This window comes from Stenotrophomonas sp. YJH_SMC_43, from assembly GCF_059372535.1.
The window spans coordinates 680,039-705,285 of the sequence record NZ_JCAFVQ010000002.1 but is presented as its reverse complement, the minus strand read 5'-3'; the positions used below and the strand labels follow the sequence as shown (position 1 = coordinate 705,285).

The following is a 25,247-nucleotide window of genomic DNA, read 5'->3' as shown; positions in this document are numbered from 1 at the left end:
TAGCCATCTTCCACGCAAGACGAAGAACCATGGATCGCAAGCTGCTCGACCTGCTGGTGTCGCCGGACACCCGCCAGCCCCTGTCCCTGCTGGATGGCAAGGGCTTGGAAGCCCTCAACAAGGCCATTTCCGCCGGCGCGGTGAACAAGGCCGATGGCAACCCGCTGGCGCAGCCGCTGCGCGAAGCGCTGGTCACCCGCGACCGCAAGCAGGTCTTCCGCGTTGACGACGGCATCCCGGTGCTGCTGGCCGAGGAAGCCATCTCCACCGCCCAGATCGCCGACTTCCCGGCCGCATGAGCGCGCTGCCGACGCCGGATGCGGCCGTTGTCGCCGCCGATGTCGCGCGTGCGCTGGCCGAGGACCTGGGCAGCGGCGACGTCACCGCTGCGCTGTTGCCCGACCAGGCTGACAGCGCGTACCTGCTGTGCAAGCAGGACGGGGTGATCGCCGGTCGCCCCTGGTTCGACGCCACCCACCGCGCGCTCGACCCGGATGTGCGCATTGAATGGCGTGTCTCCGAAGGTGACGCGGTCACTGCCGGCACCGTGCTGGCCCTGCTGCATGGGCGCAGCCGCAGCCTGGTGAGCGCCGAGCGCACCTCGCTGAACTTCCTGCAGACGCTGTCCGGCACCGCCACGACCACCGCGCGTTACGTGGCGGCGGTGGCCGGCACCGGCACGCGCATTCTCGATACCCGCAAGACCCTGCCCGGCCTGCGCCTGGCGCAGAAGTACGCAGTGCGCTGTGGCGGCGGCGAGAACCACCGCTTCGGTCTGTACGACACAGTGATGCTGAAGGAAAACCACATCCGTGCTGCCGGTTCGCTGCCCGCAGCCGTGGCTGCCGCGCGCCGGCAATGGCCCGCGCTGCCGCTGGTGGTCGAGGTGGAGGATCTGGCGCAGCTGCGCCAGGCGCTGGAAACCGGTTGCGAACGCATCCTGCTGGATGACTTCAGCCCGGACCTGCGCCGCGAGGCCGTGCGCATCACGGCGGGCCGCATTGCGCTGGAAGTGTCCGGCAGCGTGGGCCTGGGTGGCCTGCGTTCGATCGCGGAGGACGGCGTGGACTGCATCTCCATTGGTGGCCTGACCAAGCACGTGCAGGCGATTGACCTGTCGTTGAAGCTGGGCCCGCCGCCGGGTTGAGGCCTACGGGACCTTGTAGCGCCGAGCCCACGCTCGGCTGCTTCTCGATCTGCGGCGCGCCCTGCACGCGCTTCGCGCGATAAGCCGGGCATGGGCTCGGCTCTACACGATCCGGGACGCCTTCACGGCTCGGCCACGCCTGCCTCTGCGACGCTGCCGGCATCCCCCACAGGAGCCGCGCATGCGCCGGATGCTCTTGCCTGCCTGTCTGCTGCTCGCGGCAGCCCCCTTGTCCGCAGCGGCCGCCGAAGCCTGCGATGTGCCACCGCGCTTCGGCCTGAGTCCGCTGGCGGTGGCCATCCGCAACACTGCCTGCAACGAGCACCGGCTCTGGTACCGGCCCTTCATCGACCGCGATGGCCGCGCCGCCAGCCTCAGCGTCACCGAAGCCGAACGTGATCACCTGGCCGACAACGGCCTGATCGCCTGGCAGCGCGTAGCCGGTTACTGGCGCGACAGCGGCACGCTCAACGCAATGGGCAGCATCACCGGCGCCAGCAGCTGCCTGGCGCCGCTGGGCACGCGCTACACCGACAGCGACTGCCGCGCGTTCCTGATCGACAACCCGTGGTCAGCCGCCTTCATTTCGTGGGTGATGGTGCGTGCCGGCGTGCCCGGCTTCAACACCTCGCCGCGCCATATCGACTACATCCGCGCCGCGTACCAGGGTGGGCCTTCGGGCGTGCCCTACCGGCTGGTCGACCCGGCCACCGCCAAGCCCGCGCCCGGCGACCTGCTGTGCTTCCTGCGCGACCGCAGCACCACGCTCAGCTACAGCGGGCTGGTGCAGGCGCTGGGCAACGGTTCGGTGGGCCACTGGAAATCGCATTGCGAAGTGGTGGTGGCTGCCAACCTGGGGGGCGACCAGATCCTGTACCTGGTCGGTGGCAACGTCATGAACACCGTGGCGATGCGGTTGCTGCAGCTGGACCGCACCGGGCTGATCAAGTTGCCTCCGGCACGCGAACGCGACAGTACCGGCATCGACCCCAGCTGCACGCCCGGCCGCGAGGACGAATGCAGCTTCAACCGCCAGGACTGGGCAGCGCTGCTGCAGTTGACCGCCACATCACCGCTGGTGATGCCGTCGCCAACTGCGACGCCAATGCAGCCCGCGCCACCGCAGCCGGTCGTCATACCGCCTCAACCAGTCTCTGCTGGTCCACAACCGACGCGGTGATGCGAGGCGCTTGATCCAGCGCGCGTTCGCCGCCATCTTTGCGGGATCGACCTCTGACGGCTGAAGCCATGCCCACCCTGCTGCTGCTGATTGCCGGCGGAATCATCTATTTCTTCTGGAATGCCGCACGTTCGGCCGCCGAGCGCGCGGTCGAACTGGGGCGCAATGCCTGCCGCGCCGCCGATGTGCAATGGTTGGACCAGGCGGTGCACGCCACCGGCCTGCGCCTGTCGCGCGGCGAGGATGGCCGACTCGGCTTCGAGCGCACCTTCAAGTTCGAGTATTCCTACGATGGCATCGATCGCCATGTAGGCCGCATGGTGCTGCGCGGCGATCAGCTGATCTCATTCACTGGCCCGGGCGCGGCGCGGATCAGCCAGATCCGCGCAGATGTGGACGATGCCGAGGATGTGTAGGACCTGAAGGTGTGCCGACCAACGGTCGGCACCCACACAATTCCGGCACCCGCCGATAAATCCTGCAAAGGAAAACGCCGCCCATCGGGGCGGCGTCGGAAACATTACTTGACCACGCGCAGGTTCGGGCGCCCCTTCGGCGGCGGACTGGCCGGCGGCGTATCGTCCGGCGGCGTGCCTTCCTCGTGCAGCAGCTCGTCGCTGGTCGGCGCGGTTTCGTTGCCCGGAATGTCATCCGGCAATGCCATGCCCTGCCCGGTCTCGCGGGCGTAGACGGCCAGCACGGCGCTGATCGGTACCTGCACCGGGTAGCTGGTGCCGGAGAAGCGCGCCGAGAAGCTCACCATCTCGTTGTCGATCATCAGCCGCACGACGGCACGTTCGGCGATGTTGAGCACGACCCGGCCATCCTTGACCGCCGAAGGCGGGACCTGCACGCCGGGAACGCCGGCGTCGACCAGGATGTGCGGGGTCAGCTGGTTGTCGTTGATCCATTCCACCAGCGCCCGCAGCAGGTACGGGCGGTGGCTGGTCATGTGGAAGAAGTCTTCGGTCATGCGTGAAGTGTACGCGCCCGGCGCCCTGCCGGGGCGGATCGCCTGCACGCCGGTCGGCGTGCAGACGGGTAACGCATGCCCGGATCAGACCGGCAGATCGCGCAGCTTGTTTTCCTGGTCGGTCAGGCTGCGGACGAAACCGGGATGGCGGAAGATGCGGTTGCCGTAGTCTTCGATCGCCTTGCCGTCCTTCGGCAGCGGTACGTCCAGCGACTGCAGGCGCCAGATGATCGGCGCCATCGCGCAGTCGGCCAGGCTCATTTCCGGGTTGAGGAAGAACTTGCTGGCCTTGAACAGCGGCAGCGAGGCGGTCAGCAACTCCTTCAGGCGCTTGCGGCCGGCCTCGGCCTGGGTCTTGTTGCCCAGCTGGATGGCCTGCACCTGCGGCACCCAGTCGTGCTCGATGCGCAGCATGGCCAGGCGGATGCGCGCACGCGACAGCGGGTCGACCGGCATCAGCGGCGGATGCGGGTAGCGCTCGTCCAGGTACTCGCTGACCACCGACGCGGCGTAAAGCACCAGTTCGCGTTCGACCAGCGTCGGCACCGAGTGGTACGGATTGAGGTCGATCAGGTCTTCAGGCGGGTTCTGTGGATCGACCGGAACGAAGTCGAAGGTCACACCCTTGGCCGCCAGGACCAGGCGTACACGGTGGCACAGTACATCGTCGTTCGAGGAAAACAGCGTCAGTGTATTGCGCATGCGTACGCTCGCCGCCATCAAAGGCTCTCCCACGACAGGAGACCGCCTGCCGCATCGGCGCCGCCGGCACCGTGCCAGCGATCGACTCCTCCCCGAGTGTGCAACCGACCATCACAAAAGCCAATAGGCCCGTGCGATGGCCGGCGGCAGATTCAGTGAACGTCCTTCCAGTATTCCTTCTTCAACAGATACAGCAGGAAGGTCAGCAGGGCCAGGAACAGGATCACCCACACGCCCAGCTGCTGGCGCTTGAGCGCGGCCGGTTCGCCGGCATATTCGAGGAAGTTGGTGATGTCCCGCACGGCCTGGTCGTACTGCCCGGCATCGACCGAACCCGGCGTTTCAATCTTCAGGCCGGTCACCGGCGGGTCCATGCCCGGCGCTTCGGGCTTGCCATGCACGGCATGCTGCAGGCCCTGCATTTCCCACAGCGGGTTGGGCATGGACGCGTTGGCGAACAGCGCGTTGTTCCAGCCCAGCGGCCGGCTGCTGTCCAGGTAGAACGACTTGAGATAGGTGTAGACCCAGTCACTGCCCCGCACGCGCGAGATCAGGCTGAGGTCCGGCGGCATCTTGCCGAACCACTTCTCGGCATTCTCCTTGGACATCGCCACCGGGATCGGATCGCCGATCGCCGAGCCGGTGAAGTTGAGGTTGTTCATCACCTCCTCTTCGGTCAGGCCCAGGTCCTGCGCCATCCGCGAATAGCGCAGGTACTTCAGCGCGTGGCAGCCGGAGCAGTAGTTCATGTACAGCTGCGCGCCGCGCTGCAGCGAGGCGCGGTCACCGAGGTCGTTGCCGGCCTGCAGCAGCTTGGTGCCGCCTTCGGCGGCGGAGGCCAGGAAACTGCCCAGCATCAGGGCGGCCGTCAGGGCCAGCCGGACCATCCAGCGATCAGTCATGGGTGGTCACCCTCTCCGGTACCGGCTTGGTCCTGTCCAACCGTGTCCATAGCGGCATGGTGATGAAGAACGCGAAGTACAGGAAGGTCAGCACCCGCCCGATGTAGGTCTCGTGCACGTCGGTGCCCGGGCCGGAACCAATCACGCCCAGCCAGACGAAGCACACCGCCAGCACGCCCAGCATCACCTTCGAGATCCAGCCGCGGTAGCGCACCGACTTCACCCTGGCCTTGTCCAGCCACGGCACCAGGAACAGGATCGCAATGGCCGAGAACATCACCAGCACGCCGCCCAGCTTGTTCGGCACCACGCGCAACATCGCGTAGTAGGGCGTGTAGTACCAGACCGGCTTGATGTGCTCCGGGGTGACCAGGCGGTTGGCCTCGGTGAAGTTGTCGTGCTCCAGGAACAGGCCGCCGAAACCAGGCGCGAAGAAGATGATGAAGGCGGCGATGATCAGCAGGAAGCCGGCGCCGACACCATCCTTGAGCGTGTAGTACGGGTGGAACGGAATACCGTCGGCCGGAGCGTTCGGCGACCAGCGGTTGCCCTTCGGCCCCTTCTTGATCTCCACGCCATCGGGGTTGTTCGACCCCACTTCGTGCAGCGCGCCCAGGTGCAGCACCACCAGCAGCAACAGCACCAGCGGCAGGGCGATGACGTGCAGTGCGAAGAAGCGGTTGAGCGTGGCGTCACTGGGCAGGTAGTCGCCCATGATCCACTCGGTCAGGCCGTTGCCGATCACCGGTATCGCGCCGAACAGCGAGATGATCACCTTGGCGCCCCAGAACGACATCTGGCCCCACGGCAACACGTAGCCCATGAACGCTTCGGCCATCAGCACCAGGTAGATCAGCATGCCCAGGATCCACACCAGTTCGCGCGGCTTCTGGTAGCTGCCGTACAGCAGGCCGCGGAACATGTGCAGGTAGACCACGATGAAGAACAGCGAGGCCCCGGTGGAGTGCATGTAGCGGATCAGCCAGCCCCACTCCACATCACGCATGATGTATTCAATGGAGCCGAACGCCTCGGCGGCGTTGGTCTTGTAGTGCATCGTCAGGAAGATGCCGGTGACGATCTGGTTGACCAGCACCAGCAGCGCCAGCGAACCGAAGTAGTACCAGATGTTGAAGTTCTTCGGCGCGTAGTACTCGCTGACGTGCTTGCGGTACACCGGCATCAGGCCCGGTGCGCGGGCATTGACCCAGTCGGCCACGCCGCTGGCGGTACGGCTGAGGATATTGGCCATCAGGCAGCCCCCTGCGGATCGACACCGATGATGATGGTGTTGTCGTCCTGGTAGTGGTGCGCGGGCACCTTCAGGTTGATCGGCGCCGGCACGTCCTTGAAGACACGACCGGACATGTCGAAGCGCGACTTGTGGCAGGGGCAGAAGTAGCCGCCCTTCCACTGCGGGTCGTAGGGCTCAGGGCGGATCTCGGCGACCATTTCCGGCGAGCAGCCCAGGTGCGTGCACAGGCCGACCAGCACGGAAATATCCGGCTTGATCGAGCGCAGCTCGGGGTTCTGCTTCAGCACGTATTCCGGCTGCTGGTCCTTCTCGCCGGACTCGGGGTCCTTGAGACGGCCGTCCAGCCCGTGCAGCGCATCGAGGATCGCCTTGGACCGCTTGACGATCCAGATCGGCTGGCCACGCCATTCCACGATCAGGCGTTGGCCTTCCTGCAGGGCGCTGATGTCGGCCACCACCGGTGCGCCGGCAAGCTTGGCGCGGGCACTGGGGTTCCAGGATTTGATGAAAGGAACTGCGGTGAATCCGACGCCGACGGCGCCCACCACGGCTGTGGTGGCAGAAAGAAAACGCCGACGTCCGGTGTTGACTGGATCGTGTACCCCATCGTTGGCCATCCGGCACTCCGATATTGATTAGGTAGCTTTAAGGCTGCCAGCGGATCCGGTGGGGGCCAGAGCCGCATTGAATCACGGTTGAGTGTAGCGGAACCGTCGCGCGCCACACAACGCTCTTTGCAAGGAGTGCCGACCAACAGTCGGCACCTACCTGTTCAACGGTGTGCCGACTGACAGTCGGCACCCACCAGTCTGCGGTACCTACTGGTGGCTCAGGGCGGTGCGGTAACGCTCGGCCAGCTGCCCGACCCGGCGCACGTAGTACTGGGTTTCGCTGTAGGGCGGTACGCCGCCATGGCGGTCGACCGCGCCTTCGCCAGCGTTGTAGCCGGCTGCGGCAAGGGTCAGGTCGCCATTGAAGCGCTTCAGCAACCACGCAAGATACTGCACGCCGCCGCGGATGTTCTGCCCGGCATCGTAGGAGTCACTGACCCCGAAGCGCGCGGCGGTTGGCGGCATCAGCTGCATCAGGCCCTGCGCACCGGCACGGCTGAGCGCGGTCGGGTTGTAGGCCGACTCGGCATGGATGATGGCCCGCACCACCGCCTCTTCCACGCCGAACTCGCGCGCGGCCGAGGTGATCTCGGTCTGGAAGGCCGAGGTGTTCAGGCGCACGCTGCCGAAGTCCACGCGTGGATTGACCCCGCACGCGTAGCAGCGCTCCATGAAGCTGTAGCGGATGGTCCGCACCGGGCCGAGGTTGGCGACCTGGGTCGGGCGCGCACTGGTGTAGTGGCGCACGCCGTCCTTCATGAAGGAATAGACCTGACCGCTGACCATGCGCCCGGCACGCGAGGCGGCCGGCTGTGCCGGAGCAGCTGCGGGCGCGGATGCAGGTGCCGGCGCAACCGTTGCCGGCGCTGCGGCGCTGGCGGCAACGGCAACCGGGTTGCGTTCGATGCTGGCCACCGTGGTCGGCGCCGGCCTGGATGCGGCCACCACCGGGCGCGGCGCAGGACGGGTGTCGCGGCTGTAGCTGATGGTGCTGCAGCGCGCACCTGCCACCCGCTTGCTTACATAACTGGTGACGCCGTCAGGGCCCTGGCACTTGTACAGGGTGCCAGCGCTGGCCGGCGCAGCGGTCAGCGCAGCGATGATGATCGCCGTTGTCCCCAGTATCCCCTTCATGGCGGCGAGTGTCCCAGCTTCGCCGGAGCTTGCCAAGCGATGTGGCTCAGCCTGTGACCGGCGGCACGGCCAGCACCTGGCCCAGCCCGGCCAGGCGCTGGGCCAGTTCGTCGCGCAGGCCCGGCGGCGTGGTCCACAGCGCCACCGGCACGCGGTCCAGGCTGAGGATCTGCGCCAGCATCATGCCCCGGCTCTCGGCCCCCATGCGCAGCAGACAGTGCTCGGCACCATCCGCCTCCAGCACCCCGCACCAGGGAGGAATGCGGCCTTCCAGCTCGGCGCGGCTGCCGGCCAGGCGGACGATGGCCTGCAGCGCGAACGGGGCCTGGCTGACCGCCTGCCGCACCATCACGTCCGGGGGTGCCGGCGTGCGCCGATGCAGGCCGGGCTCGGTGCATTCGCGCACCGCGCCCATCCGGTCCACACGCAGGGTGCGCCAGTCCTGCCGGCCCAGATCCCAGGCCAACAGGTACCAGCGCCGGCCGTAATTGACCAGGTGCTGTGCCTCGACTTCGCGCTGGGTAACAGCCTCATGCGCGCTGCGGTATTCGAAGGCCAGCCGTGACGCCTGCCGGCAGTACTGGGCCAGCCGTCCGAGCAGGCGTGCGTCGGTGGACGGAAGATCGGACAGGGTGGCCGTCGCTGCATGCACCTCGCCGGCCTGCTGGCGGCGACGGGTCGGCACCAGCGGGTCGAGCTTGGACAGCAGGCCACGCGCGGTGTCGTCGATGCCGGCGACGGTGGCCGAGGCCGCGCGCAGGGCGATGGCCAGGGTGGTTGCCTCCTCCTCGTCCAGCAGCATCGGCAGTACCGGCGCCCCGGCCCCCAGCTGATAGCCGCCGCCGACCCCGGCCGAGGCCTGCACCGGGTAGCCCAGCTCGCGCAGGCGCTCGATATCGCGGCGGATGCTGCGCCGGTCCACACCCATGCGCTCGGCGAGCTCGGCCCCGGACCACTGGCGGCGGGCCTGCAACAGGGCGATCAGGCGCAGCAGTCGGTGGGCGGTATGGCGCATGAAGGATCGAGGACAGAAGTCGTCCGCAATAATGCCCCAGGATGGCCTCCAGTTCACCACCCACCGCAAGGAGCAATGCCATGAATTCACGCCGGATCACCCTGTACCACGCCGCCCGTTCCCGCTCGAGCGGCGCCGTGGCCCTGCTCGAAGCGCTGGGTGCCGACTACCGCATGCAGGTGCTGGACCTGAAGGCCGGCGCCAACCTGGCCCCGGCCTACCTGGCCATCAACCCGATGGGCAAGGTGCCGGCCATCGTCCACAACGGCGCACTGGTAACCGAACAGGTGGCCATTTATCTGTACCTGGCCGACCTGTATCCGGAAGCCGGGCTGGCCCCGCCGATCGGCGACGCCCTGCGCGGGCCCTACCTGCGCTGGATGGCCTTCTATGGCGCCTGTTTCGAGCCGGCGATGATCGACAAGGCGATGCATCGCGAGCCGCCGCCGCGCCTGATGTCGCCGTACAACGACGCCGAGACCGTGCTGCAGGTGGTCGAGGCCCAGCTGGCGCAGGGCCCGTACCTGCTCGGCGAGACGATGAGCGCCGCCGATGTGCTGTGGGGCAATGCGCTGGCCTGGACCACCGCCTTTGGCCTCGTACAGCCGGCGCCGGCAACAGCCGACTACATCGCCCGGATGAGCGCGATGACCGCCTTCGACCGGTCGCGGCGGATCGATGCGGAGCTGGTGGCGGCGTAATCAGCGCCCCCTTGTAGAGCCGAGCCCACGCTCGGCTGCTCCTCCGCCTTGCACAAGGCAGCCGAGCGTGGGCTCGGCTCTACAGTGATGACCACGCCGGGCTTGGGCTTGGCCGCATGAACGCGGCGGCTGGCGCGGGATGCGGGTAGAATTGCCCGCTTTCCCGCCACCCGAATGGATTAAGCGCCATGACCGGGACGCCAGACGTCTTTCCGCCCGCCACGCCGGGCGGTACCCCGCTCGTTGCCCTGCCCGCTGGTCCGCGCAAGCCCGACCAGGTCAAGGGCAAGCTGTACATCAAGACCCACGGTTGCCAGATGAACGAGTACGACTCGGCCAAGATGGCCGACGTGCTTGCCGCCAGCGATGGCCTGGAACTGACCGATACCCCGGACGACGCTGACGTCATCCTGGTCAACACCTGCTCCATCCGCGAGAAGGCGCAGGAGAAGGTATTCAGCCAGCTGGGCGTGTGGAAGGGCCTGAAGAACAAGGGCCGCGAGGTCATCATCGGCGTCGGCGGCTGCGTCGCCTCGCAGGAAGGCGAAGCGATCATCAAGCGCGCGCCGTTCGTCGACCTGGTGTTCGGACCGCAGACCCTGCACCGCCTGCCGGAACTGATCCGCGCGCGGCGCGAACAGAAGCGCCCGCAGGTGGACATCAGCTTCCCCGAGATCGAGAAGTTCGACCGCCTGCCGGAGCCGCGTGCCGATGGCGCCTCGGCGTTCGTGTCGATCATGGAAGGCTGCTCGAAGTACTGCTCGTTCTGCGTGGTGCCCTACACCCGCGGCACGGAGGTCAGCCGCCCGTTCGAGGACGTGGTGGTGGAAGTGGCCCAGCTGGCCGCGCAGGGCGTGCGCGAGATCAACCTGCTCGGCCAGAACGTCAACGCCTACCGTGGCCCGTATGGCGATGGTGAGTTCGCCGACCTGGGCCTGCTGATCCGCACCATCGCCGAGATCGATGGCGTTGGCCGCATCCGCTTCACCACCTCGCACCCACTGGAGTTCAGCGATTCGCTGGTCGATGCGTTCCGCGACGTACCGCAGCTGGCCAACTTCCTGCACCTGCCGGTGCAGGCCGGCAGCGACCGCGTGCTGTCGGCGATGAAGCGCGGCTACACCGCACTGGAATTCAAGTCGAAGATCCGCAAGCTGCGCGCGGTGCGCCCGGACATCTCGATCAGCTCGGACTTCATCGTCGGCTTCCCCGGCGAGACCGATGCCGATTTCGAGAAGACCATGAAGCTGATCGAAGACATCGGCTTCGACCACAGCTTCTCCTTCATCTATTCGCGCCGCCCGGGCACGCCAGCGGCCGACCTGGAGGACACGATCAGCGATGCCGAAAAGCACGCGCGCCTGTCGCGCCTGCAGGAGCGCATCAATGCGCACGCGGCCAGCATCTCCCAGAAGATGGTGGGCACGGTGCAGACCGTGCTGGTGGAAGGTCCGTCGCGCAAGAATCCGAACGAGCTGACCGGCAAGACCGAGAACATGCGCTCGGTGAACTTCCCGGCGCCGGCACGGCTGATCGGCCAGTTCGTGGATGTGGTGATCACCGAAGCGCTGACCAATTCGCTGCGCGCGCGGGTGGTGGCGGAGTAAGGTCTGGGTGTGCCGACCAACGGTCGGCACCCACCGGAAATGATGCCGGCCAGCGGCCGGCACTACCGAATGACAGGCCTTAATCCAATCGCTTGCGGAAGCGCAGGATCGCCAGCGTCATCATCACCACGATGAAGGCCAGCAGCGCCAGCGCGTCGTGCCACAGCTCCCACAGCGAGGCGCCGCGCAGCATGATGCCGCGCACCAGCCGCAGGAAGTGGGTCAGCGGCAGCACTTCCGCCAGCCATTGCACCGGCCGCGGCATGCCCGCAAACGGGAACATGAAGCCCGACAGCAGGATCGACGGCAGGAACAGGAACAACGTCATCTGCATCGCCTGGAACTGCGAGCGCGCGCGCGTGGAAATCAGCAGGCCCAGTGCGAGGTTGGCCAGCACCAGCAGTACTGCGGCCAGGTAGATGTCCAGCAGGCTGCCGCGGATCGGCACCTGGAACAGCCAGGTGCCCAGCATCAGCACCAGCGTGGTCTGCAGCAGGCCAATCGCTGCATAAGGCAGCACCTTGCCCACCATCAGTTCGCTGCGCGACACCGGCGTGGCGATCAGCAGCTCCATGTTGCCGCGCTCGCGTTCGCGCACCACCGCCACGGCCGTGAACATCACCAGGGTCATGGTCAGGATCACCCCGATCAGGCCCGGCACGATGTTCACCGCCGAGCGCCGCTGCGGGTTGTAGAAGCTGGTCACGCTGATAGGACCACTGGCGATGCTGCCTTCGCGCAGGGGACGCGTGTTGCTGGTCGGACGCGTGTCCAGCGGCACCTGCGCCAGCTGGATCGCTGCGCTCTGCACCACGGTGTCGCTGCCATCGACCAGCACCTGCACTGCTTCGCGACCGTCGAAGCGGCGACGCTCGAAGTCGGCCGGCACCACGATGCCGACACTGATCTCGCCACGGCGCAGCGCCTGCATCAGCTGGTCGGGCGTGTACGCCTCGCTGCGCGGCGTGATCACGCCGGTGGCGACCATGTCCTGCACCAGCGCGCGCGAGGCGGCACTGTTGGCCTGATCGGCGACACCGGCGTCGAGGTGACGCAGGTTGAGATTGATCGCATAGCCGAACAGCAGCAGCTGCATCACCGGAATGCCGACGATCATCGCCAGCGTGATGCGGTCGCGCCGTAGCTGCCGCAGTTCCTTGAGCATGATCGCCCACAGCCGGCGCAGGTTCATTCCGCCGGCTCCCGGCCACGACCACGGGTGGCGGCCACGAACACGTCTTCCAGGTTCGGTGCCACCTTCTCGATGCTGGCCTGCGGGTCAGCACTGGCCAGCGCACGGCCCAGCACTGCGATGTCCGCCGCTCCCTCATTGCACAGCACGCGCAGATGGGTGCCGATCTGCGCCACGCTGAGCACGCCGGGCAGATCGGCCAGTGCGCGGCTGGCCAGGCGCGGCTGCGACGCGGTGACCTGCAGCGTGCGCCCTTCCAGCCGTGCGCACAGTTCGGCCGGCGTGCCGTCGGCCACCAGCGCGCCACGATCAAGGATCGCCAGGCGGTGGCAGCGCTCGGCCTCGTCCATGTAGTGGGTCGAGACCAGCACGGTGGTGCCCGCATCGGCCAGTTCGAACAGGGCCTCCCAGAAATCGCGGCGCGATTCCGGATCGACTGCGCTGGTCGGCTCGTCCAGGAACAGCAGCTCCGGAGCGTGCACGACGGCACCGGCCAACGCCAGGCGTTGCTTCTGGCCACCACTGAGGGTGCCGGCCAGCTGCGGCTGCCTGTCCAGAAGACGATACTGCTGCAGCAGTTCGTCGACCCGCTGCCGGGCCTGCGCGCGTGGCAGATCCTGGATGGCGGCGAGGAATTCCAGGTTCTCGCGTACCGAAAGATCTTCATACAACGAGAAGCGCTGGGTCATGTAGCCGATGCGCCGGCGCAGTGCTTCGGCCTGCTCGGGAACCGCCAGGCCCAGCACCTCGATCTGCCCGGCACTCGGTTCCAGCAGGCCGCACAGCATGCGGATGGTGGTCGACTTGCCCGATCCGTTCGGCCCCAGGAAGCCATAGACCTGGCCACGCGGCACGGTCAGGTCGACATTGTCCACGGCCAGCAGATCGCCGAAGCGGCGGGTCAGGCCCTGCGCGTGCACCGCGATGTCCGCACCGGTGTTCAGAAGCGCACCTGTACCGGAAGGCCCGCTGGCAGCTTCTGCATGTCGCTGTTCCCGTCCACTTCGATCTCGGCCAGATAGCTCAGGCGCTCGACGTCATCACCGGTCAGTGCGTAGTACGGCGTGAACGACGGCTCACTGCGGATCGCACGCACGTGCCCCGTCAGCACCGTGCTGCCTCCCTCCAGCTGTATCTGCGCGGCCTGTCCGACCTTGACCTGCAGGCGCAGCGGTTGCGGCAGGTAGACGCGTGCATAGGGGCGCTCGCCGACCAGCATCACCGCCAGCGGCGCGCCGACCGGCGCCTGGTCCCCCTGCCGGTAAGGCAAGGCATCGACCACGCCGTCGCGCGGTGCGCGCAGCTGCAGCTTCTGCAGGTTGACGCCCTGCACCACCTGCTGTGCCTGTGCGGCATCCGCGGCCGCCTGGCCCTGGGCGATATCCTGCACACGGCTGCCGTGCACCCGCTCCAGCCAGGCCTGCTCGGCAGCACGCGCGCTGGCCTCGGCATTGCCGGCAGCGGCGCGTGCACGATCCAGTTCAGCGGCGGCAATCAGGCGCTGCCGTGCCAACGGCTGGACACGTCGGTAATAGGCAGTTGCTTCGGCAGCCTGTGCGCGCAACGCGGCCAGTTGCGCCTGGGCCTGCGCGATCTGCTCCTGGCGTGGACCGATCTGCAGTTCTTCCAGCTGGGCCTGCGCACGCGCCGCATCAGCCTGAGCCGCGGCGAACTGCGCGTCTCCCCGCGCCGGGTCCAGGCGCATCAGCACGGCCCCGGCCTTGACCTGCTGTCCCTCGCGCACCTCCACCGTGGCGATGACTTCGGCCGCCGGCGCCGGCACCGTGATCCGGTCCCATTCCAGCGTGCCCAGTGCAGTCGGCGTTGACTGCCCACACCCCGCCAGCAGGCCGATGCCCGCCAGTCCGATTCCACGCATCCCGTTGCCGATGCCCATGCCATCCCCTCCTGCGACGGCGACACGGTGCCATGTGCCCCGTGCACCCTCAATGATTCCGATCAGCCCTGACGGTTTTTTCACCACACGTGGGCAAGCCTTTTGCCGCAAGGCTCCGCACCACCTATCCACAGGTTGATTCGGCATCATTCCACAACCGCTGTGGAAATCCGCAGGGACGTGGCTTTGTTGCTCGCCCGGCAACGAAACCTGCACTGCCATCACGATGAATGACCCCGTACAGGCCACCCGTGGCAGTGCTGCCGCAGCGACGAACGGCCATGACGCTTTTTTCACCAGGACCTCATGGGCCTTGTGGCACAAGCATCGCAGAGGTCTATCCACAGGTTTCCGCGTGCCCCGTCCACACCGGGTGTGGAAAACGCTGTATCGACCGTCTGCTGGCCGTGTGCCCCGCACGCGCGCTACCCTTGTCCTCCCTGAATACACTGCGGTGGAAGGCGTCGGCCCCACCCCAAGCAATGAAAAGCATCGATCATCGAGACTTCACCCTGTCGCCGGAAGACAACGAGCGACTGGCCAACCTGTGCGGCCCCTTCGACGGGCACCTGCGCCAGATCGAGCTGAAGCTCGGCGTGGAGATCGCAAATCGTGGCTTCGTGTTCCGCATCAGCGGGCCCAAAGAAGCCATCGTCGAGGCGCAGAAGCTGGTTGAAGCGCTGTACGCCGAAGCCGGCGAAACCACCTTCGACAACCACGCCATCCACCTGCGCCTGGCGCAGGCCAATGTCGAGCAGATCGCCGAGCGCTCCTATGAAGCGCAGGACGTGACGATCAAGGTCAAGCGCGGCACGGTGCGCGGCCGCGGCGCAAACCAGGGCCGCTACCTGCACCAGATCGCCACCCACGACATCAACTTCGGCATCGGCCCGGCCGGAACCGGCAAAACCTTCCTGGCCGTGGCCAGCGCGGTCGAAGCACTGAATGAATCGCGGGTGCAGCGCCTGATCCTGGTGCGCCCGGCGGTGGAGGCCGGCGAGAAGCTGGGCTTCCTGCCCGGCGACCTGAGCCAGAAGGTCGACCCCTACCTGCGACCGCTGTACGACGCCCTGTACGAGATGATGGGCGTGGAGAAGGTGGTCAAGCTGCTGGAGAAGAACGTCATCGAGATCGCACCGCTGGCCTACATGCGCGGCCGCACGCTCAACGATGCGTTCGTGATCCTGGACGAAGCACAGAACACCACCATCGAGCAGATGAAGATGTTCCTGACCCGCCTGGGTTACGGCTCCACTGCGGTGGTCACCGGTGACCTGACCCAGACCGACCTGCCCAAGCATGTGAAGTCCGGCCTGCGCGACGCCATCGACGTGCTGCGTGAGGTCGAGGGCGTGAGCTTCACCTTCTTCGAATCCCGTGACGTGGTCCGCCACCCGCTGGTCGCACGCATCGTCAGCGCCTACGACCGCCGCGACCTGCATCAGATCCAACCTGGAGCAACTCCATGACCCGTGGTCCCGTGCGACTGGACGTCGCCGTCAGTTATGCCCTGCCGCGTGCCGGCCTGCCGGCGGCAGTGAGCTTCCGCAAGTGGGTGGCCGCCGCGTTGAAGGGCCGCATCCGCGAGGCCGATCTGGCCATCCGCGTGGTCGATGCCAAGGAAGGACAGTCGTTGAACCGCCACTACCGCGGCAAGGACTACGCCACCAACGTGCTCAGCTTCCCGGCCGAAGTACCCGAAGGCCTGCCCAAGGGCGTCAAGTTCCCGCTGCTCGGTGACCTGGTGATCTGTGCACCGGTCGTGGCACGCGAGGCCGACGAACAGGGCAAGGCGCTCAATGCCCACTACGCGCACCTGACCGTGCACGGCGTGCTGCACCTGCTCGGCTGGGACCACGAGGACGACAAGGAAGCCGAGGCGATGGAGCAGCTGGAACGGGAGATCCTGGCCGAGCTGGGCATCGACGACCCATACGCGGGCGAGCGCTGAGCGGGCCACCGCCCGTCGCCACGACTACAAGGGGATCAAGGATGACTCCGGGAAACAGCTTCACGACGTTTGCGATGAGCGCGGGCCTGTTCGCCGGCCTGCTGATGCTGGGCGCGTACACCGTGCGTCGCCTCAGCGCTCGTGAACCCGCCGGCAGGCATTGGCTGCTGGGCAGCCTGGCCCTGCTCTCGCCTTTGTGCCTGCTGGCTGGGCTGGCGACCGGCATGATCGGCCCCCACCTCACGGGTAGAGCGGAACCCGCCCACCTGCCCGGGCTGTGGGAAACATCGATGGTGCTGATACTGGTCGGTGCCCTGACCCTGCCGGTGCTGTGGCGAACGCTGCTGCAGCAGCGGCTTGGCACGCCGGTCAACGCACTCCCGTTCTTCCATGCCAGCCGCACCTCGTTGCTGGTGCTGTTCGTGCTGGCCGTGATCTACATGAAAGTGGCCAGGACAGCCGCATCGGAACTGATGCCCTGGCTGACCAGCCCGGGCCTGTGGCCGGCAGTGGCGCGCATCGCGGGGCAATCGATGCAGATCGCCATGCTTGCGGTCGTGCTGACCCTCTCACTGATGGTCGCGCGACGGGCGATGACCGGATTCCTGCGCCTTCTCACCGGGCTGTTCAGGCGCTCACCGGAGCTATGATGGCGGCCCTTCGCCTGCGGAAACCGCCCGTGTCACTGCGCTGCTGCCTGCCTTTGCTGTGTGCCCTTGCGGTCCCATCCGCCTTCGCTTCCAGCCTGGACCTGCCGGCGCTGATCGAATGCCGCCAAGGCGTGGCCGATCAGGCCGCGCTGGCGCCGTTGCTGGCCGACCCGCTGAAGGCCGTGGCCCAGGGCCTGCAGCCGCTGCCACAGGGCAACCAGTTCATGAGTGAGTTCCGCCTGGCCCAACCGATCAGCGTGTTCGGCATGAGCACCGAGCGGGTGGCCGTGGCCGGCGCCAGCATCATGGCGGTGCTCGACCAGGCCGACCCACGCCCGCTGGCCAAGCGCCTGGCGCTGGAGACCGGCTACGACCAGGACGGCAAGTTCATGGCCGGCCGCGAGCTGGTCAGCCGCGACGTGACCGACCCGAAGACCGGCGAGGCCCAGATCGAGTCGATCATCCTCAGCGTCTCCACCGTGGCCTCCCACCCGGGCAAGACCCTGGCCGGCTGCACCTACAGCCTGGACCTGCCCGAGGAGGAGCCGGCCCCGGCCGCCCCTGCCCCGGCCACCGGCAGTCACTGACAGGCCGTCACATCCTGCTAGACTTGGGCCAACGCCCGGCCTGCCGGGTGCCTTTTTTCCAGAGATGTCAGAAGACGACAGTAGTAGCTCCCCTGCGGAGCACAGTGAAAAGAAGCGCGGCTGGCTTGAACGCCTGACCTCCGCCTTCTCCGGCGAACCCCATACCCGCGACGAGCTGGTCGCTGTCCTGCACACCGCGCAGGAAGAGGGTCTGATCGCCGCCGATACCCTGAAGATGATGGAAGGCGCCATTTCGGTCGCCGAGCTGACCGTGGGCGACGTGATGATTTCGCGCTCGCAGATGGTCTCGCTGCCGGTTGAGGCGCCCTTCCTGGAACTGATGAAGCAGGTGGTCGAATCCGGTCATTCACGCTTCCCGGTGCACGGCGAGAACAAGGACGACATCCTTGGCATCCTGCTGGCCAAGGACCTGCTGCGCGGCGTGGTTGCCGACAACGGCCCGGCCAACGTGCGCGAGCTGCTGCGCCCGGCGGTGCTGATCCCGGAGGCGAAGAAGCTCAATGTGCTGCTGAAGGAATTCCGCCTGTCGCGCAACCACATGGCCATCGTGGTGGACGAGTACGGCGGTGTCGCCGGCCTGGTCACCATCGAGGACGTGCTGGAACAGATCGTCGGCGAGATCGACGACGAGCATGACGAAGCTGAAGATCCCTCGGCGCAGATCGCGATCCAGTCCGACGGCCAGTACGTGGTCGACGCGCTGACCCCGATCGGCGACTTCAACGAGCGATTCGGCGCGACGTTCTCCGACGAGGACTACGACACCATCGGTGGCCTGGTCACCGAGGCCGTGGGCCATCTGCCGGAAGTCGGTGACGAGTTGGCGCTGGACCGTTTCATGTTCCGCGTGGCCCGCGCCGACGCGCGCCGGGTACAGGCCTTCCACGTGACCGTGCTGCCGCCGGACGCGCAGGACGACGCTTGAAGCGCCGCGGCCTGATCCTCATGGTGTGGCTGGCACTGTGCGTGCTGACCATGGCCCTGCCGCTGGCCGCGTTCGCGCAGCCGGCGGCGGCCCCGCCTGCCGCTACGGCGCCCGCCAGTACTGAAGCCCCCGCCCCGCGCATCGGCGTGGTCACCATGCAGCCGGGCACGGTGTTCTTCGAACGCTTCGGCCATGACGCCATCGTGGTGCTTGATCCGGTCAGCGGTGAGGCGACCTCGTACAACTTCGGCTACTTCGACCCGTCCGAGGACGATTTCATCAGCCGCTTCGCACGCGGCGACATGATGTATTACCTGGTGGCGCTACCGCTGCAGCAGGATCTGTCCTACTACGACGAGACCGGCCGTGGCGCCAGCGTGCAGTGGCTGGACCTGCGCCCCGACCAGGCACGTACGCTCGCTGCCGATCTGGCCGAACGGGCCAAGCCGGAAAACGCGCGTTACCACTACGACTACTACACCGCCAACTGCGCCACGATGGTGCGCGACACGGTGGACAAGGCACTCGGCGGCGGCCTGCAGTCGCAGCTGTCGGGGCGCTCGCGCGGCAACACCTACCGCAGTGAATCGGTGCGCCTGGCCTCGCCGGCACCCTGGATGTGGCTGGGCTTCGATGTAGGCCTGGGGCCGTTCGCCGACCAGCCGCTGTCGCGCTGGCAGGAAGCCTTCGTACCGATGCGCCTGGCCGATGCGCTGCGCCAGGCACGTAACAGCGATGGCCGTCCGCTGGTGCAGTCCGAACAGGAACTGCTGCCGCACCGTATCGATCCGGAGCCGAAGGAATTCGCGCGCCGCTGGTGGCCGTGGCTGCTGCTCGGGCTGATCGTGGCCGGCGGCGTGCTGGCGCTGCGCCGCCGTCCGCGCCTGCTGGCCGGGCTGGCGCTGCCGTTCTGGCTGCTGTGTGCCCTGTTCGGCGGCGTGCTGGTGTTCCTGTGGGGCTTCAGCATCCACTACGCCGCGTGGGCCAATCGCAACCTGCTGTTGCTTTCGCCGCTGGCGGTGCTGCTGCTGCCCGGGGCGATCAGCCTGCTGCGCCGGCGCGTGCCGGGCCGCATGTTCAGGATCGTACTGTGGCTGCTGGCGGTACAGGCGGTGGCCGCGCTGGTGCTGCACTGGCTGAGCCTGCAGGCGCAGTACAACGTGCAGTGGATCGTGCTGCTGCTGCCCGTCCACGTCGCGCTGGCATGGGTGCTGGGGCGTACTCCTCACTTGTCCAAAACACAGCCCTGACGCACGATGGCGGGCATGTCATTGCCCGCCTCCGCTGCCGCGCCCGCCTCGGCCAACCCCGCCTGCGTCATCAACTGCGTCCACTACGATGACGAGGGCAAACGCCACGACATCACCCTGGACGCCATCAGCGATGTCATTGCCGGTGGCAATGGCTTCGTCTGGGTCGGCCTGTACGACCCCAATGACGATGTGCTGTTGAAATTGCAGGAAGAGTTCTGCCTGCACGACCTGGCCATCGAGGATGCGCGCAATGCGCACCAGCGGCCCAAGGTCGAGACCTACGGCAATTCGATGTTCGTGGTGGTGACGACCGCGCAGATGGTCGACGAGCGCATCCAGTACGGCGAAACCCACGCCTTCCTCGGCCCACGCTTTCTGGTGACGGTGCGCCATGGCGCTTCGCTGTCCTACGCCCCGGTACGCGCGCGGGTCGAGCGCGAGCCCCAGCTGCTGAAAATGGGCCCGTCGTACTGCCTGTATGCGGTGACCGACTTCGTGGTCGACAACTACCTGCCCATCGTGCACCGCTTCCGCGACACCCTGGACCTGCTCGAAAAGGACATCTTCGCCGACACCTACAAGCGCAGCACCGTGGTGCGGCTGTACGAGCTCAAGCGCGAACTGAACAAGATGCGCATGGCGGTGGCGCCGCTGCAGGACGTGCTGGCACAGCTGCGTCGCTATCAGGGCGAACTGATCCCCGACGAGGTGAAGCTGTACATCCGCGACGTGCACGACCACGCGGTACGCATCAGCGATGTGATCGACACCCTTCGCGAGATGCTGGGCACCGCACTGAGCGTGAACCTGTCGCTGGTGACGCTGGCGCAGGGCGAGACGGTCAAGCGGCTGGGTGCATGGGCGGCGCTGCTGGCGGCGCCGACGCTGATCACCAGCTGGTACGGCATGAACTTCAGCCACATGCCCGAGCTGAGTGAACCGTGGTCGTACCCGCTGATGATCGTTGGCGTGGGCGGTGTGTGCGTGGGCTTGTACCGGCTGTTCAAGCGCGCGAAGTGGTTGTAGATCGTATCGACCAACGGTCGATACCCATCAGGCCGGTAGGCCACGACCGTTGGTCGTGGCGCATTGGATGGTCCATCAAGCCACGTAGACAGTCTTGATGTTCATGAACTCATGGATGCCATGGTCGGCCAGTTCGCGACCGAAACCGGACTGCTTGCTGCCACCGAACGGCAACCGCGCGTCGCTCTTGACGATGGCGTTGACGAACGCCGCACCGCATTCCATCCGCTGGGCAAAGCCTTCGCCGCGCACCGCGTCGCGCGTCCACACGCTGCCGCCCAGGCCGAAACGGGTGTCGTTGGCAACGCGCAGCGCCTCAGCTTCATCCTTGACCCGGATCACCGCCGCCACCGGCCCGAACAGTTCCTCATCGTATGCCGGCATGCCAGGACCCACCTGGTCGAGCACGGTGGCCGGATAGCCGGCATGCGTGCCGGCAATCGGCTCGCCACCGATCAGCACGCGCGCGCCCTTGGCGACGCTGGCCTGCACCTGCTTGTGCAGTTCGTCGCGCAGGTCGGCGCGCGCCATCGGCGCCAGCGTGGTGCCGCGCTCGTCAGGGTCGCCATACTGGCGCTCGCCCGCCGCTTCCACGAAGCGACGGGTGAATTCATCGGCCACCGCATCGACCACGATGAAGCGCTTGGCCGCGATGCAGGTCTGGCCGCTGTTGTCGAAGCGTGACTTCACTGCCGCGGCCACGGTCTTGTCGAGGTCGGCATCATCGAGCACCACGAAGGCATCGCTGCCGCCGAGCTCCATCACCGACTTCTTCAGCTGGCTGCCGGCATTGGAAGCGATCGAGCGCCCTGCCCGCTCGCTGCCGGTCAGCGTCACCGCCTTCACCCGCGCGTCGCGCAGCACCTCGGCGGCCTGGTCGTTGTCGATGTGCAGTACATCGAACACGCCATCGGGCAGGCCGCCGTCACGGCACACCGCCAGGATCAGGTCGGCGCACTGCGGCACGTTGCTGGCGTGCTTGAGCAGGGCCACGTTGCCAGCCATGAACGCCGGGGCCAGGAAACGGAACACTTGCCAGATCGGGAAATTCCACGGCATCACCGCGAACACGCAGCCGATCGGCTCGTAGCGCACGTAGCTGCGCTGGGCTTCGGTGTCGATCAACTGCGGCTCGAGATAGTCTGCCGCGTGGTCGGCGTAGTACTCGCAGGCGGCAGCGCACTTGTCGACCTCGGCCAGCGCCTCGGCCTTGAGCTTGCCCATCTCGTGGGTCATCGCCTGCTGCAGGTCATCGCGACGGGCGCGCAGCTGCGCGGCAATCTGGCGGAGAATGGCGCCGCGGTCCTGGAGCGAGTGATCAACCCAGCCGGGGAAGGCATCGGCAGCGGCCTGCAGGCGCTGCTCGATGTCGGCTGCACCCATCAGTTCATGGCGGTAGGTCACCTGGCCGGTGGCCGGGTTGATGATCTCGACGGTCATGGGGGATCTCCATCTGGAAGACTCCCATTGTGCGCCGCCGGCCGTGAGCCGGGTGTTGCCGGATCAGCCGTTGTCCTGCCGCGCCAGCTGCAGATCGCGCTGGCGCCGCTTCTCCGCACGCGCATTGATGTACCAGCCGATCACCGCGGCGATCGACACCGCCGACACCAGCAGCGTGGCCAGTGCGTTGATCTTCGGGCTGATGCCCATGCGCACCGAAGCGAACACCTTCATCGGCAGCGTGGTCGAGCCCGGCGTGGCGACGAAGCTGGCCACGACCACGTCATCCAGCGACAGGGTGAAGGCCAGCAGCCAGCCCGCCACCAGCGCCGGCGCGATGATCGGCAGGGTGATGCGGCCGAACACGGTCAATCGGCTTGCGCCCAGATCCATCGCCGCTTCTTCCAGCGACAGGTCCATTTCCTGCAGGCGCGAGGACACCACCACGGTGACAAAGCACAGGGTGAAGGTGACGTGCGCGATCCAGATCGTGGTCAGGCCACGCGCCGGGAACCCGGGAATCGCCCCCATCGAGGCCAGCAGCGCCATCAGCGAGAAGCCCAGGATCACATCCGGCATCACCAGCGGTGCGGTCACCAGTGCACCGAACAGTGGCTTGCCACGGAAGCGCTTGAAGCGGGTCATCACCATCGCCGCCAGCGTGCCGAGCACGGTAGCCGTGCAGGCGGTCCAGAACGCGACCACCAGGCTGGTCCACATCGCATCCATCAGCGCGCGGTCGGCGAACAGGTCACTGTAGGCGCGGGTGGAGAACCCGGCCCAGACCATCGCCAGCCGCGAGCTGTTGAACGAATAGAACATCAACAGCAGGATCGGCAGGTACAGGAAGGCGAAGCCGAGCAGCAGCACGCCCAGCCCCAGGCCCTTGGCGGTACGCGGGCTCATGCCTGCTTCCCTTCCAGCAGGCGCTGCTGGGAACGGTTGAACAGCAGGATCGGGACCAGCAGCAACAGGATCATTGCCACCGCCATCGCCGAGGCGCCCGGCCAGTTACGGTTGTTGAAGAACTCGTTCCACAGCTGGCGGCCGACCATCAGCGTCTCCGAGCCGCCCAACATTTCCGGGATCACGAATTCACCGATCGCCGGAATCATCACCAGCATGCAGCCAGCGATGATGCCCGCCTTCGACAACGGCAGGGTGATGCGCAGGAACGCCTGCCACGGCTTGGCACCCAGGTCGTAGGCCGCTTCCAGCAGCCGGTGGTCATGCTTGACCAGGTTGGCGTACAACGGCAGCACCATGAACGGCAGGTAGCAGTAGACGATGCCGATGTAGGCGGCAGTCGGCGTATCGATCAGCTGCAGCTTGGGCAGGCCGAGGCTGGTCATCAGCGACTGCAGGCCGGTGAACTGCAGGAACTGGTCGAGCAGGCCGTTGCGGTCCAGGATCGCCTTCCACGCGTACACGCGGATCAGGAACGAGGTCCACGACGGCAGCACCACCAGCATCATCGCCACGTTGCGTGCGGCCGGTGACAGGCGGGCGATGGCATAGGCCATCGGGTAGCCGATCAGCAGGGTCAGGAAGGTGGAGATCGCCGCGATCTTGATCGAGCTCAGGAAGGCCTGCGCATAGATCGAATCGCGGAACAGCGCCAGGTAGTTTTCCAGGTTCAGCTTCAGCGAGAAGCCGCCATCCACGTACTGCAGCAGCCAAGTGTACGGCGGCGAGCCGACCCGGCTGAGCGAGAAGCTGATCATCAGCACGATCAGGAACGGCACTGCGAAGAACAGCAGCAGCCACAGGTACGGAATGCCGATCACCGTGGCACGCAGCCCCGGCAGCCAGCGCTTCAGGCCGGCCGTGCTCATGAGGTCAGCACCACGCCGTCGTTGTCGCGCCAGTGCACCCACACACTGTCGCCCCAGGTCAGGCCATCGCTGGCCCAGCGCTGCGAGTTGGCGAAGTTGGCCAGCACCTTGGCACCGCTGGGCAGGCGCACGTGGTAGACCGAATGGCTGCCGAAGTAGGCGATGTCCTCGATCACACCCTGGGCCTTGTTGGTGTGCCCTTCCGGCTCGTCCTTGCCGATCATCACCTTCTCCGGGCGCAGCGCGAACGCGACCGGCTGCCCTTCATAGCCGGTGATGCCATGGGCGATGTAGATCGGCGCCGGGAACAGCGGCGAGCGCACGGTGACGTACTCGGGCAGGTCCTCGTCGATCACCCCGTCGAACAGGTTGACCGAACCGATGAACTCGGCGACAAAGCGGTTGGCCGGCTGCTCGTAGACCTCGTCCGGCTTGCCGACCTGCTGGATCCAGCCGGCATCCATCACCGCGATGCGGGTGGCCATGGTCATCGCTTCTTCCTGGTCGTGGGTGACCATCACGCAGGTCACGCCCGACGATTCGATGATGCTGACCAGTTCCAGCTGCATCTGCGAGCGCAGCTTCTTGTCCAGCGCGCCCATCGGCTCGTCCAGCAGCAGCAGCTTCGGCCCCTTGGCCAGCGACCGCGCCAGCGCCACGCGCTGCTGCTGGCCGCCGGAGAGCTGGTGCGGCTTGCGCTTGCCCAGGTGGCCCATCTGCACCAGGTCGAGCATCTCGCCGACGCGCTTGCTGATCGCGTCCTTGCCCAGGCCATCCTGTTTCAGGCCGAAGGCGATGTTCTGCTCGACCGTCATGTGCGGGAACAGGGCGTAGGACTGGAACATCATGTTGACCGGCCGCTGGTACGGCGGCAGCGCGTCCAGGCGCTGGCCATCGAGGGTGATGCTGCCCTTGGTGGGCGTCTCGAAGCCGCCGAGGCAGCGCAGCAGGGTCGATTTGCCACTGCCGGAGCCACCGAGCAGGGCGAAGATCTCGCCCTTGCGCACGTCCAGATTGACGTCGTCGACGGCGACGAAACCGTCGAATTCCTTGCGCAAATCACGAATGGAGAGATAGCCGGGCGCACCGGTCGTGTCGACGACGGCGGCTACCGGCTGGGCTTCAACGGGCATGGGGGCTCCGGGAGCGGGCGGTGGACAGCGGCCGCCATTCTACCGGCCGGGGGCTGCAGGGGATATGACGGGAGCAGGTGGAAGCGGCCGCTGGCCGGCCTCGGGGCCTC

The 25,247-nt window shown here is 66.8% G+C and carries 27 protein-coding genes; 13 read left to right on the top strand and 14 right to left on the bottom strand.

Features of this window, described 5'->3' with window-relative positions; translation table 11 throughout:
* Window positions 1-29: 29 nt before the first annotated feature.
* The 4 genes from AC5QAH_RS09545 (at window position 30) to AC5QAH_RS09530 (ending at window position 2,743) form a co-directional block, all read left to right on the top strand.
* Window positions 30-299, top strand: a complete 270-nt coding sequence (locus tag AC5QAH_RS09545) for a Trm112 family protein (protein ID WP_049455526.1) — start codon at window positions 30-32, stop codon at window positions 297-299.
* Complete coding sequence (gene nadC, locus AC5QAH_RS09540) at window positions 296-1,147, top strand: carboxylating nicotinate-nucleotide diphosphorylase (protein ID WP_049455527.1); 852 nt, start codon at window positions 296-298, stop codon at window positions 1,145-1,147. Before AC5QAH_RS09545 ends, nadC begins: the two co-directional genes overlap by 4 nt.
* 181 nt (window positions 1,148-1,328) lie before the next feature.
* Window positions 1,329-2,327 carry a DUF2272 domain-containing protein gene (locus AC5QAH_RS09535; protein WP_049455528.1) on the top strand — a complete coding sequence of 333 codons (999 nt, stop codon included), beginning with the start codon at window positions 1,329-1,331 and terminating at the stop codon, window positions 2,325-2,327.
* Between the two features lie 68 nt (window positions 2,328-2,395).
* Window positions 2,396-2,743: a DUF3301 domain-containing protein gene (locus AC5QAH_RS09530; RefSeq protein WP_495232277.1), complete on the top strand. Its 348-nt coding sequence runs from the start codon at window positions 2,396-2,398 to the stop codon at window positions 2,741-2,743.
* A 104-nt stretch (window positions 2,744-2,847) separates the two neighbouring features.
* On the opposite strand, the gene AC5QAH_RS09525 is transcribed toward AC5QAH_RS09530, so the two are convergent.
* The 7 genes from AC5QAH_RS09525 to AC5QAH_RS09495 form a co-directional block, all read right to left on the bottom strand.
* Complete coding sequence (locus AC5QAH_RS09525) at window positions 2,848-3,300, bottom strand: ClpXP protease specificity-enhancing factor (RefSeq protein ID WP_005412806.1); 453 nt, start codon at window positions 3,298-3,300, stop codon at window positions 2,848-2,850.
* Between the two features lie 84 nt (window positions 3,301-3,384).
* Complete coding sequence (locus tag AC5QAH_RS09520; protein ID WP_495232276.1) at window positions 3,385-4,020, bottom strand: glutathione S-transferase N-terminal domain-containing protein; 636 nt, start codon at window positions 4,018-4,020, stop codon at window positions 3,385-3,387.
* A gap of 134 nt (window positions 4,021-4,154) precedes the next feature.
* Window positions 4,155-4,904 (bottom strand): cytochrome c1, encoded by a 750-nt coding sequence (locus AC5QAH_RS09515; protein WP_043400455.1) that lies wholly within the window; start codon window positions 4,902-4,904, stop codon window positions 4,155-4,157.
* A complete protein-coding gene (locus AC5QAH_RS09510) occupies window positions 4,897-6,156 on the bottom strand; it encodes a cytochrome b (protein WP_019337153.1) in 1,260 nt (419 codons plus the stop codon). Before AC5QAH_RS09510 ends, AC5QAH_RS09515 begins: the two co-directional genes overlap by 8 nt.
* Window positions 6,156-6,776 carry a ubiquinol-cytochrome c reductase iron-sulfur subunit gene (gene petA, locus AC5QAH_RS09505; protein ID WP_010486121.1) on the bottom strand — a complete coding sequence of 207 codons (621 nt, stop codon included), beginning with the start codon at window positions 6,774-6,776 and terminating at the stop codon, window positions 6,156-6,158. The genes AC5QAH_RS09510 and petA overlap by 1 nt, the downstream gene beginning before the upstream one ends.
* A 201-nt stretch (window positions 6,777-6,977) precedes the next feature.
* The gene (locus AC5QAH_RS09500) at window positions 6,978-7,904 is read right to left on the bottom strand and encodes a lytic transglycosylase domain-containing protein (RefSeq protein ID WP_019337152.1); all 927 of its coding nucleotides are present in this window, start codon (window positions 7,902-7,904) and stop codon (window positions 6,978-6,980) included.
* A gap of 46 nt (window positions 7,905-7,950) precedes the next feature.
* Window positions 7,951-8,919, bottom strand: coding sequence for a helix-turn-helix transcriptional regulator (locus AC5QAH_RS09495; protein WP_495232275.1), 969 nt, complete (start codon window positions 8,917-8,919; stop codon window positions 7,951-7,953).
* An 80-nt stretch (window positions 8,920-8,999) separates the two neighbouring features.
* On the opposite strand from AC5QAH_RS09495, the gene AC5QAH_RS09490 reads away from it, so the two are divergent.
* Together AC5QAH_RS09490 and miaB are read left to right on the top strand one after the other, a co-directional pair.
* A complete protein-coding gene (locus AC5QAH_RS09490; RefSeq protein WP_010486127.1) occupies window positions 9,000-9,620 on the top strand; it encodes a glutathione S-transferase family protein in 621 nt (206 codons plus the stop codon).
* A 188-nt stretch (window positions 9,621-9,808) separates the two neighbouring features.
* Window positions 9,809-11,227 (top strand): tRNA (N6-isopentenyl adenosine(37)-C2)-methylthiotransferase MiaB, encoded by a 1,419-nt coding sequence (gene miaB, locus AC5QAH_RS09485; protein ID WP_010486129.1) that lies wholly within the window; start codon window positions 9,809-9,811, stop codon window positions 11,225-11,227.
* A 79-nt stretch (window positions 11,228-11,306) separates the two neighbouring features.
* Here the strand turns inward: miaB and AC5QAH_RS09480 are convergent, their stop codons facing one another.
* The 3 genes from AC5QAH_RS09480 to AC5QAH_RS09470 are packed head-to-tail and all read right to left on the bottom strand — an operon-like array spanning window position 11,307 to window position 14,316.
* On the bottom strand, window positions 11,307-12,419 hold the full coding sequence (locus AC5QAH_RS09480; RefSeq protein ID WP_049455530.1) for an ABC transporter permease: 1,113 nt from the start codon (window positions 12,417-12,419) through the stop codon (window positions 11,307-11,309).
* Window positions 12,416-13,339 carry an ABC transporter ATP-binding protein gene (locus tag AC5QAH_RS09475; protein WP_010486131.1) on the bottom strand — a complete coding sequence of 308 codons (924 nt, stop codon included), beginning with the start codon at window positions 13,337-13,339 and terminating at the stop codon, window positions 12,416-12,418. Before AC5QAH_RS09475 ends, AC5QAH_RS09480 begins: the two co-directional genes overlap by 4 nt.
* 20 nt (window positions 13,340-13,359) lie before the next feature.
* On the bottom strand, window positions 13,360-14,316 hold the full coding sequence (locus tag AC5QAH_RS09470; RefSeq protein WP_019337149.1) for an HlyD family secretion protein: 957 nt from the start codon (window positions 14,314-14,316) through the stop codon (window positions 13,360-13,362).
* Window positions 14,317-14,798: 482 nt separating this feature from the next.
* Between AC5QAH_RS09470 and AC5QAH_RS09465 the strand changes: the two genes are divergently transcribed.
* The 7 genes from AC5QAH_RS09465 (at window position 14,799) to AC5QAH_RS09435 (ending at window position 20,729) form a co-directional block, all read left to right on the top strand.
* A complete protein-coding gene (locus AC5QAH_RS09465; protein WP_049455531.1) occupies window positions 14,799-15,785 on the top strand; it encodes a PhoH family protein in 987 nt (328 codons plus the stop codon).
* Window positions 15,782-16,267, top strand: a complete 486-nt coding sequence (gene ybeY / locus AC5QAH_RS09460; protein ID WP_005408831.1) for an rRNA maturation RNase YbeY — start codon at window positions 15,782-15,784, stop codon at window positions 16,265-16,267. Before AC5QAH_RS09465 ends, ybeY begins: the two co-directional genes overlap by 4 nt.
* A gap of 41 nt (window positions 16,268-16,308) precedes the next feature.
* Window positions 16,309-16,917 carry a membrane protein gene (locus AC5QAH_RS09455; RefSeq protein ID WP_043400438.1) on the top strand — a complete coding sequence of 203 codons (609 nt, stop codon included), beginning with the start codon at window positions 16,309-16,311 and terminating at the stop codon, window positions 16,915-16,917.
* Window positions 16,917-17,504 carry a hypothetical protein gene (locus tag AC5QAH_RS09450; protein ID WP_043400435.1) on the top strand — a complete coding sequence of 196 codons (588 nt, stop codon included), beginning with the start codon at window positions 16,917-16,919 and terminating at the stop codon, window positions 17,502-17,504. The genes AC5QAH_RS09455 and AC5QAH_RS09450 overlap by 1 nt, the downstream gene beginning before the upstream one ends.
* Before the next feature lie 64 nt (window positions 17,505-17,568).
* Window positions 17,569-18,450, top strand: coding sequence for a CorC family transporter (locus AC5QAH_RS09445; protein WP_005408827.1), 882 nt, complete (start codon window positions 17,569-17,571; stop codon window positions 18,448-18,450).
* Window positions 18,447-19,700: a lipoprotein N-acyltransferase Lnb domain-containing protein gene (locus AC5QAH_RS09440; protein ID WP_495232274.1), complete on the top strand. Its 1,254-nt coding sequence runs from the start codon at window positions 18,447-18,449 to the stop codon at window positions 19,698-19,700. The genes AC5QAH_RS09445 and AC5QAH_RS09440 overlap by 4 nt, the downstream gene beginning before the upstream one ends.
* 6 nt (window positions 19,701-19,706) lie before the next feature.
* On the top strand, window positions 19,707-20,729 hold the full coding sequence (locus AC5QAH_RS09435) for a magnesium and cobalt transport protein CorA (protein WP_019337144.1): 1,023 nt from the start codon (window positions 19,707-19,709) through the stop codon (window positions 20,727-20,729).
* Between the two features lie 75 nt (window positions 20,730-20,804).
* Here the strand turns inward: AC5QAH_RS09435 and AC5QAH_RS09430 are convergent, their stop codons facing one another.
* The 4 genes from AC5QAH_RS09430 to AC5QAH_RS09415 form a co-directional block, all read right to left on the bottom strand.
* Entirely contained in the window at window positions 20,805-22,169 is a 1,365-nt protein-coding gene (locus tag AC5QAH_RS09430) for an NAD-dependent succinate-semialdehyde dehydrogenase (RefSeq protein ID WP_495232273.1), read from the bottom strand.
* A gap of 63 nt (window positions 22,170-22,232) precedes the next feature.
* A complete protein-coding gene (locus AC5QAH_RS09425; RefSeq protein WP_004151945.1) occupies window positions 22,233-23,075 on the bottom strand; it encodes an ABC transporter permease subunit in 843 nt (280 codons plus the stop codon).
* Window positions 23,072-24,004: an ABC transporter permease subunit gene (locus AC5QAH_RS09420; RefSeq protein WP_049431291.1), complete on the bottom strand. Its 933-nt coding sequence runs from the start codon at window positions 24,002-24,004 to the stop codon at window positions 23,072-23,074. Before AC5QAH_RS09420 ends, AC5QAH_RS09425 begins: the two co-directional genes overlap by 4 nt.
* Entirely contained in the window at window positions 24,001-25,137 is a 1,137-nt protein-coding gene (locus AC5QAH_RS09415) for an ABC transporter ATP-binding protein (protein WP_010486163.1), read from the bottom strand. The genes AC5QAH_RS09420 and AC5QAH_RS09415 overlap by 4 nt, the downstream gene beginning before the upstream one ends.
* Window positions 25,138-25,247: the final 110 nt, after the last annotated feature.

Coding starts and splice junctions, on each gene's coding strand:
- AC5QAH_RS09545 (WP_049455526.1), top strand. CDS start 30: ATGGATCGCAAGCTGCTCGACCTGCTGGTGTCGCCGGACACCCGCCAG.
- nadC (WP_049455527.1), top strand. CDS start 296: ATGAGCGCGCTGCCGACGCCGGATGCGGCCGTTGTCGCCGCCGATGTC.
- AC5QAH_RS09535 (WP_049455528.1), top strand. CDS start 1,329: ATGCGCCGGATGCTCTTGCCTGCCTGTCTGCTGCTCGCGGCAGCCCCC.
- AC5QAH_RS09530 (WP_495232277.1), top strand. CDS start 2,396: ATGCCCACCCTGCTGCTGCTGATTGCCGGCGGAATCATCTATTTCTTC.
- AC5QAH_RS09525 (WP_005412806.1), bottom strand. CDS start 3,300: ATGACCGAAGACTTCTTCCACATGACCAGCCACCGCCCGTACCTGCTG.
- AC5QAH_RS09520 (WP_495232276.1), bottom strand. CDS start 4,020: ATGGCGGCGAGCGTACGCATGCGCAATACACTGACGCTGTTTTCCTCG.
- AC5QAH_RS09515 (WP_043400455.1), bottom strand. CDS start 4,904: ATGACTGATCGCTGGATGGTCCGGCTGGCCCTGACGGCCGCCCTGATG.
- AC5QAH_RS09510 (WP_019337153.1), bottom strand. CDS start 6,156: ATGGCCAATATCCTCAGCCGTACCGCCAGCGGCGTGGCCGACTGGGTC.
- petA (WP_010486121.1), bottom strand. CDS start 6,776: ATGGCCAACGATGGGGTACACGATCCAGTCAACACCGGACGTCGGCGT.
- AC5QAH_RS09500 (WP_019337152.1), bottom strand. CDS start 7,904: ATGAAGGGGATACTGGGGACAACGGCGATCATCATCGCTGCGCTGACC.
- AC5QAH_RS09495 (WP_495232275.1), bottom strand. CDS start 8,919: ATGCGCCATACCGCCCACCGACTGCTGCGCCTGATCGCCCTGTTGCAG.
- AC5QAH_RS09490 (WP_010486127.1), top strand. CDS start 9,000: ATGAATTCACGCCGGATCACCCTGTACCACGCCGCCCGTTCCCGCTCG.
- miaB (WP_010486129.1), top strand. CDS start 9,809: ATGACCGGGACGCCAGACGTCTTTCCGCCCGCCACGCCGGGCGGTACC.
- AC5QAH_RS09480 (WP_049455530.1), bottom strand. CDS start 12,419: ATGAACCTGCGCCGGCTGTGGGCGATCATGCTCAAGGAACTGCGGCAG.
- AC5QAH_RS09470 (WP_019337149.1), bottom strand. CDS start 14,316: ATGGGCATCGGCAACGGGATGCGTGGAATCGGACTGGCGGGCATCGGC.
- AC5QAH_RS09465 (WP_049455531.1), top strand. CDS start 14,799: ATGAAAAGCATCGATCATCGAGACTTCACCCTGTCGCCGGAAGACAAC.
- ybeY (WP_005408831.1), top strand. CDS start 15,782: ATGACCCGTGGTCCCGTGCGACTGGACGTCGCCGTCAGTTATGCCCTG.
- AC5QAH_RS09455 (WP_043400438.1), top strand. CDS start 16,309: ATGACTCCGGGAAACAGCTTCACGACGTTTGCGATGAGCGCGGGCCTG.
- AC5QAH_RS09450 (WP_043400435.1), top strand. CDS start 16,917: ATGGCGGCCCTTCGCCTGCGGAAACCGCCCGTGTCACTGCGCTGCTGC.
- AC5QAH_RS09445 (WP_005408827.1), top strand. CDS start 17,569: ATGTCAGAAGACGACAGTAGTAGCTCCCCTGCGGAGCACAGTGAAAAG.
- AC5QAH_RS09435 (WP_019337144.1), top strand. CDS start 19,707: ATGGCGGGCATGTCATTGCCCGCCTCCGCTGCCGCGCCCGCCTCGGCC.
- AC5QAH_RS09430 (WP_495232273.1), bottom strand. CDS start 22,169: ATGACCGTCGAGATCATCAACCCGGCCACCGGCCAGGTGACCTACCGC.
- AC5QAH_RS09425 (WP_004151945.1), bottom strand. CDS start 23,075: ATGAGCCCGCGTACCGCCAAGGGCCTGGGGCTGGGCGTGCTGCTGCTC.
- AC5QAH_RS09420 (WP_049431291.1), bottom strand. CDS start 24,004: ATGAGCACGGCCGGCCTGAAGCGCTGGCTGCCGGGGCTGCGTGCCACG.
- AC5QAH_RS09415 (WP_010486163.1), bottom strand. CDS start 25,137: ATGCCCGTTGAAGCCCAGCCGGTAGCCGCCGTCGTCGACACGACCGGT.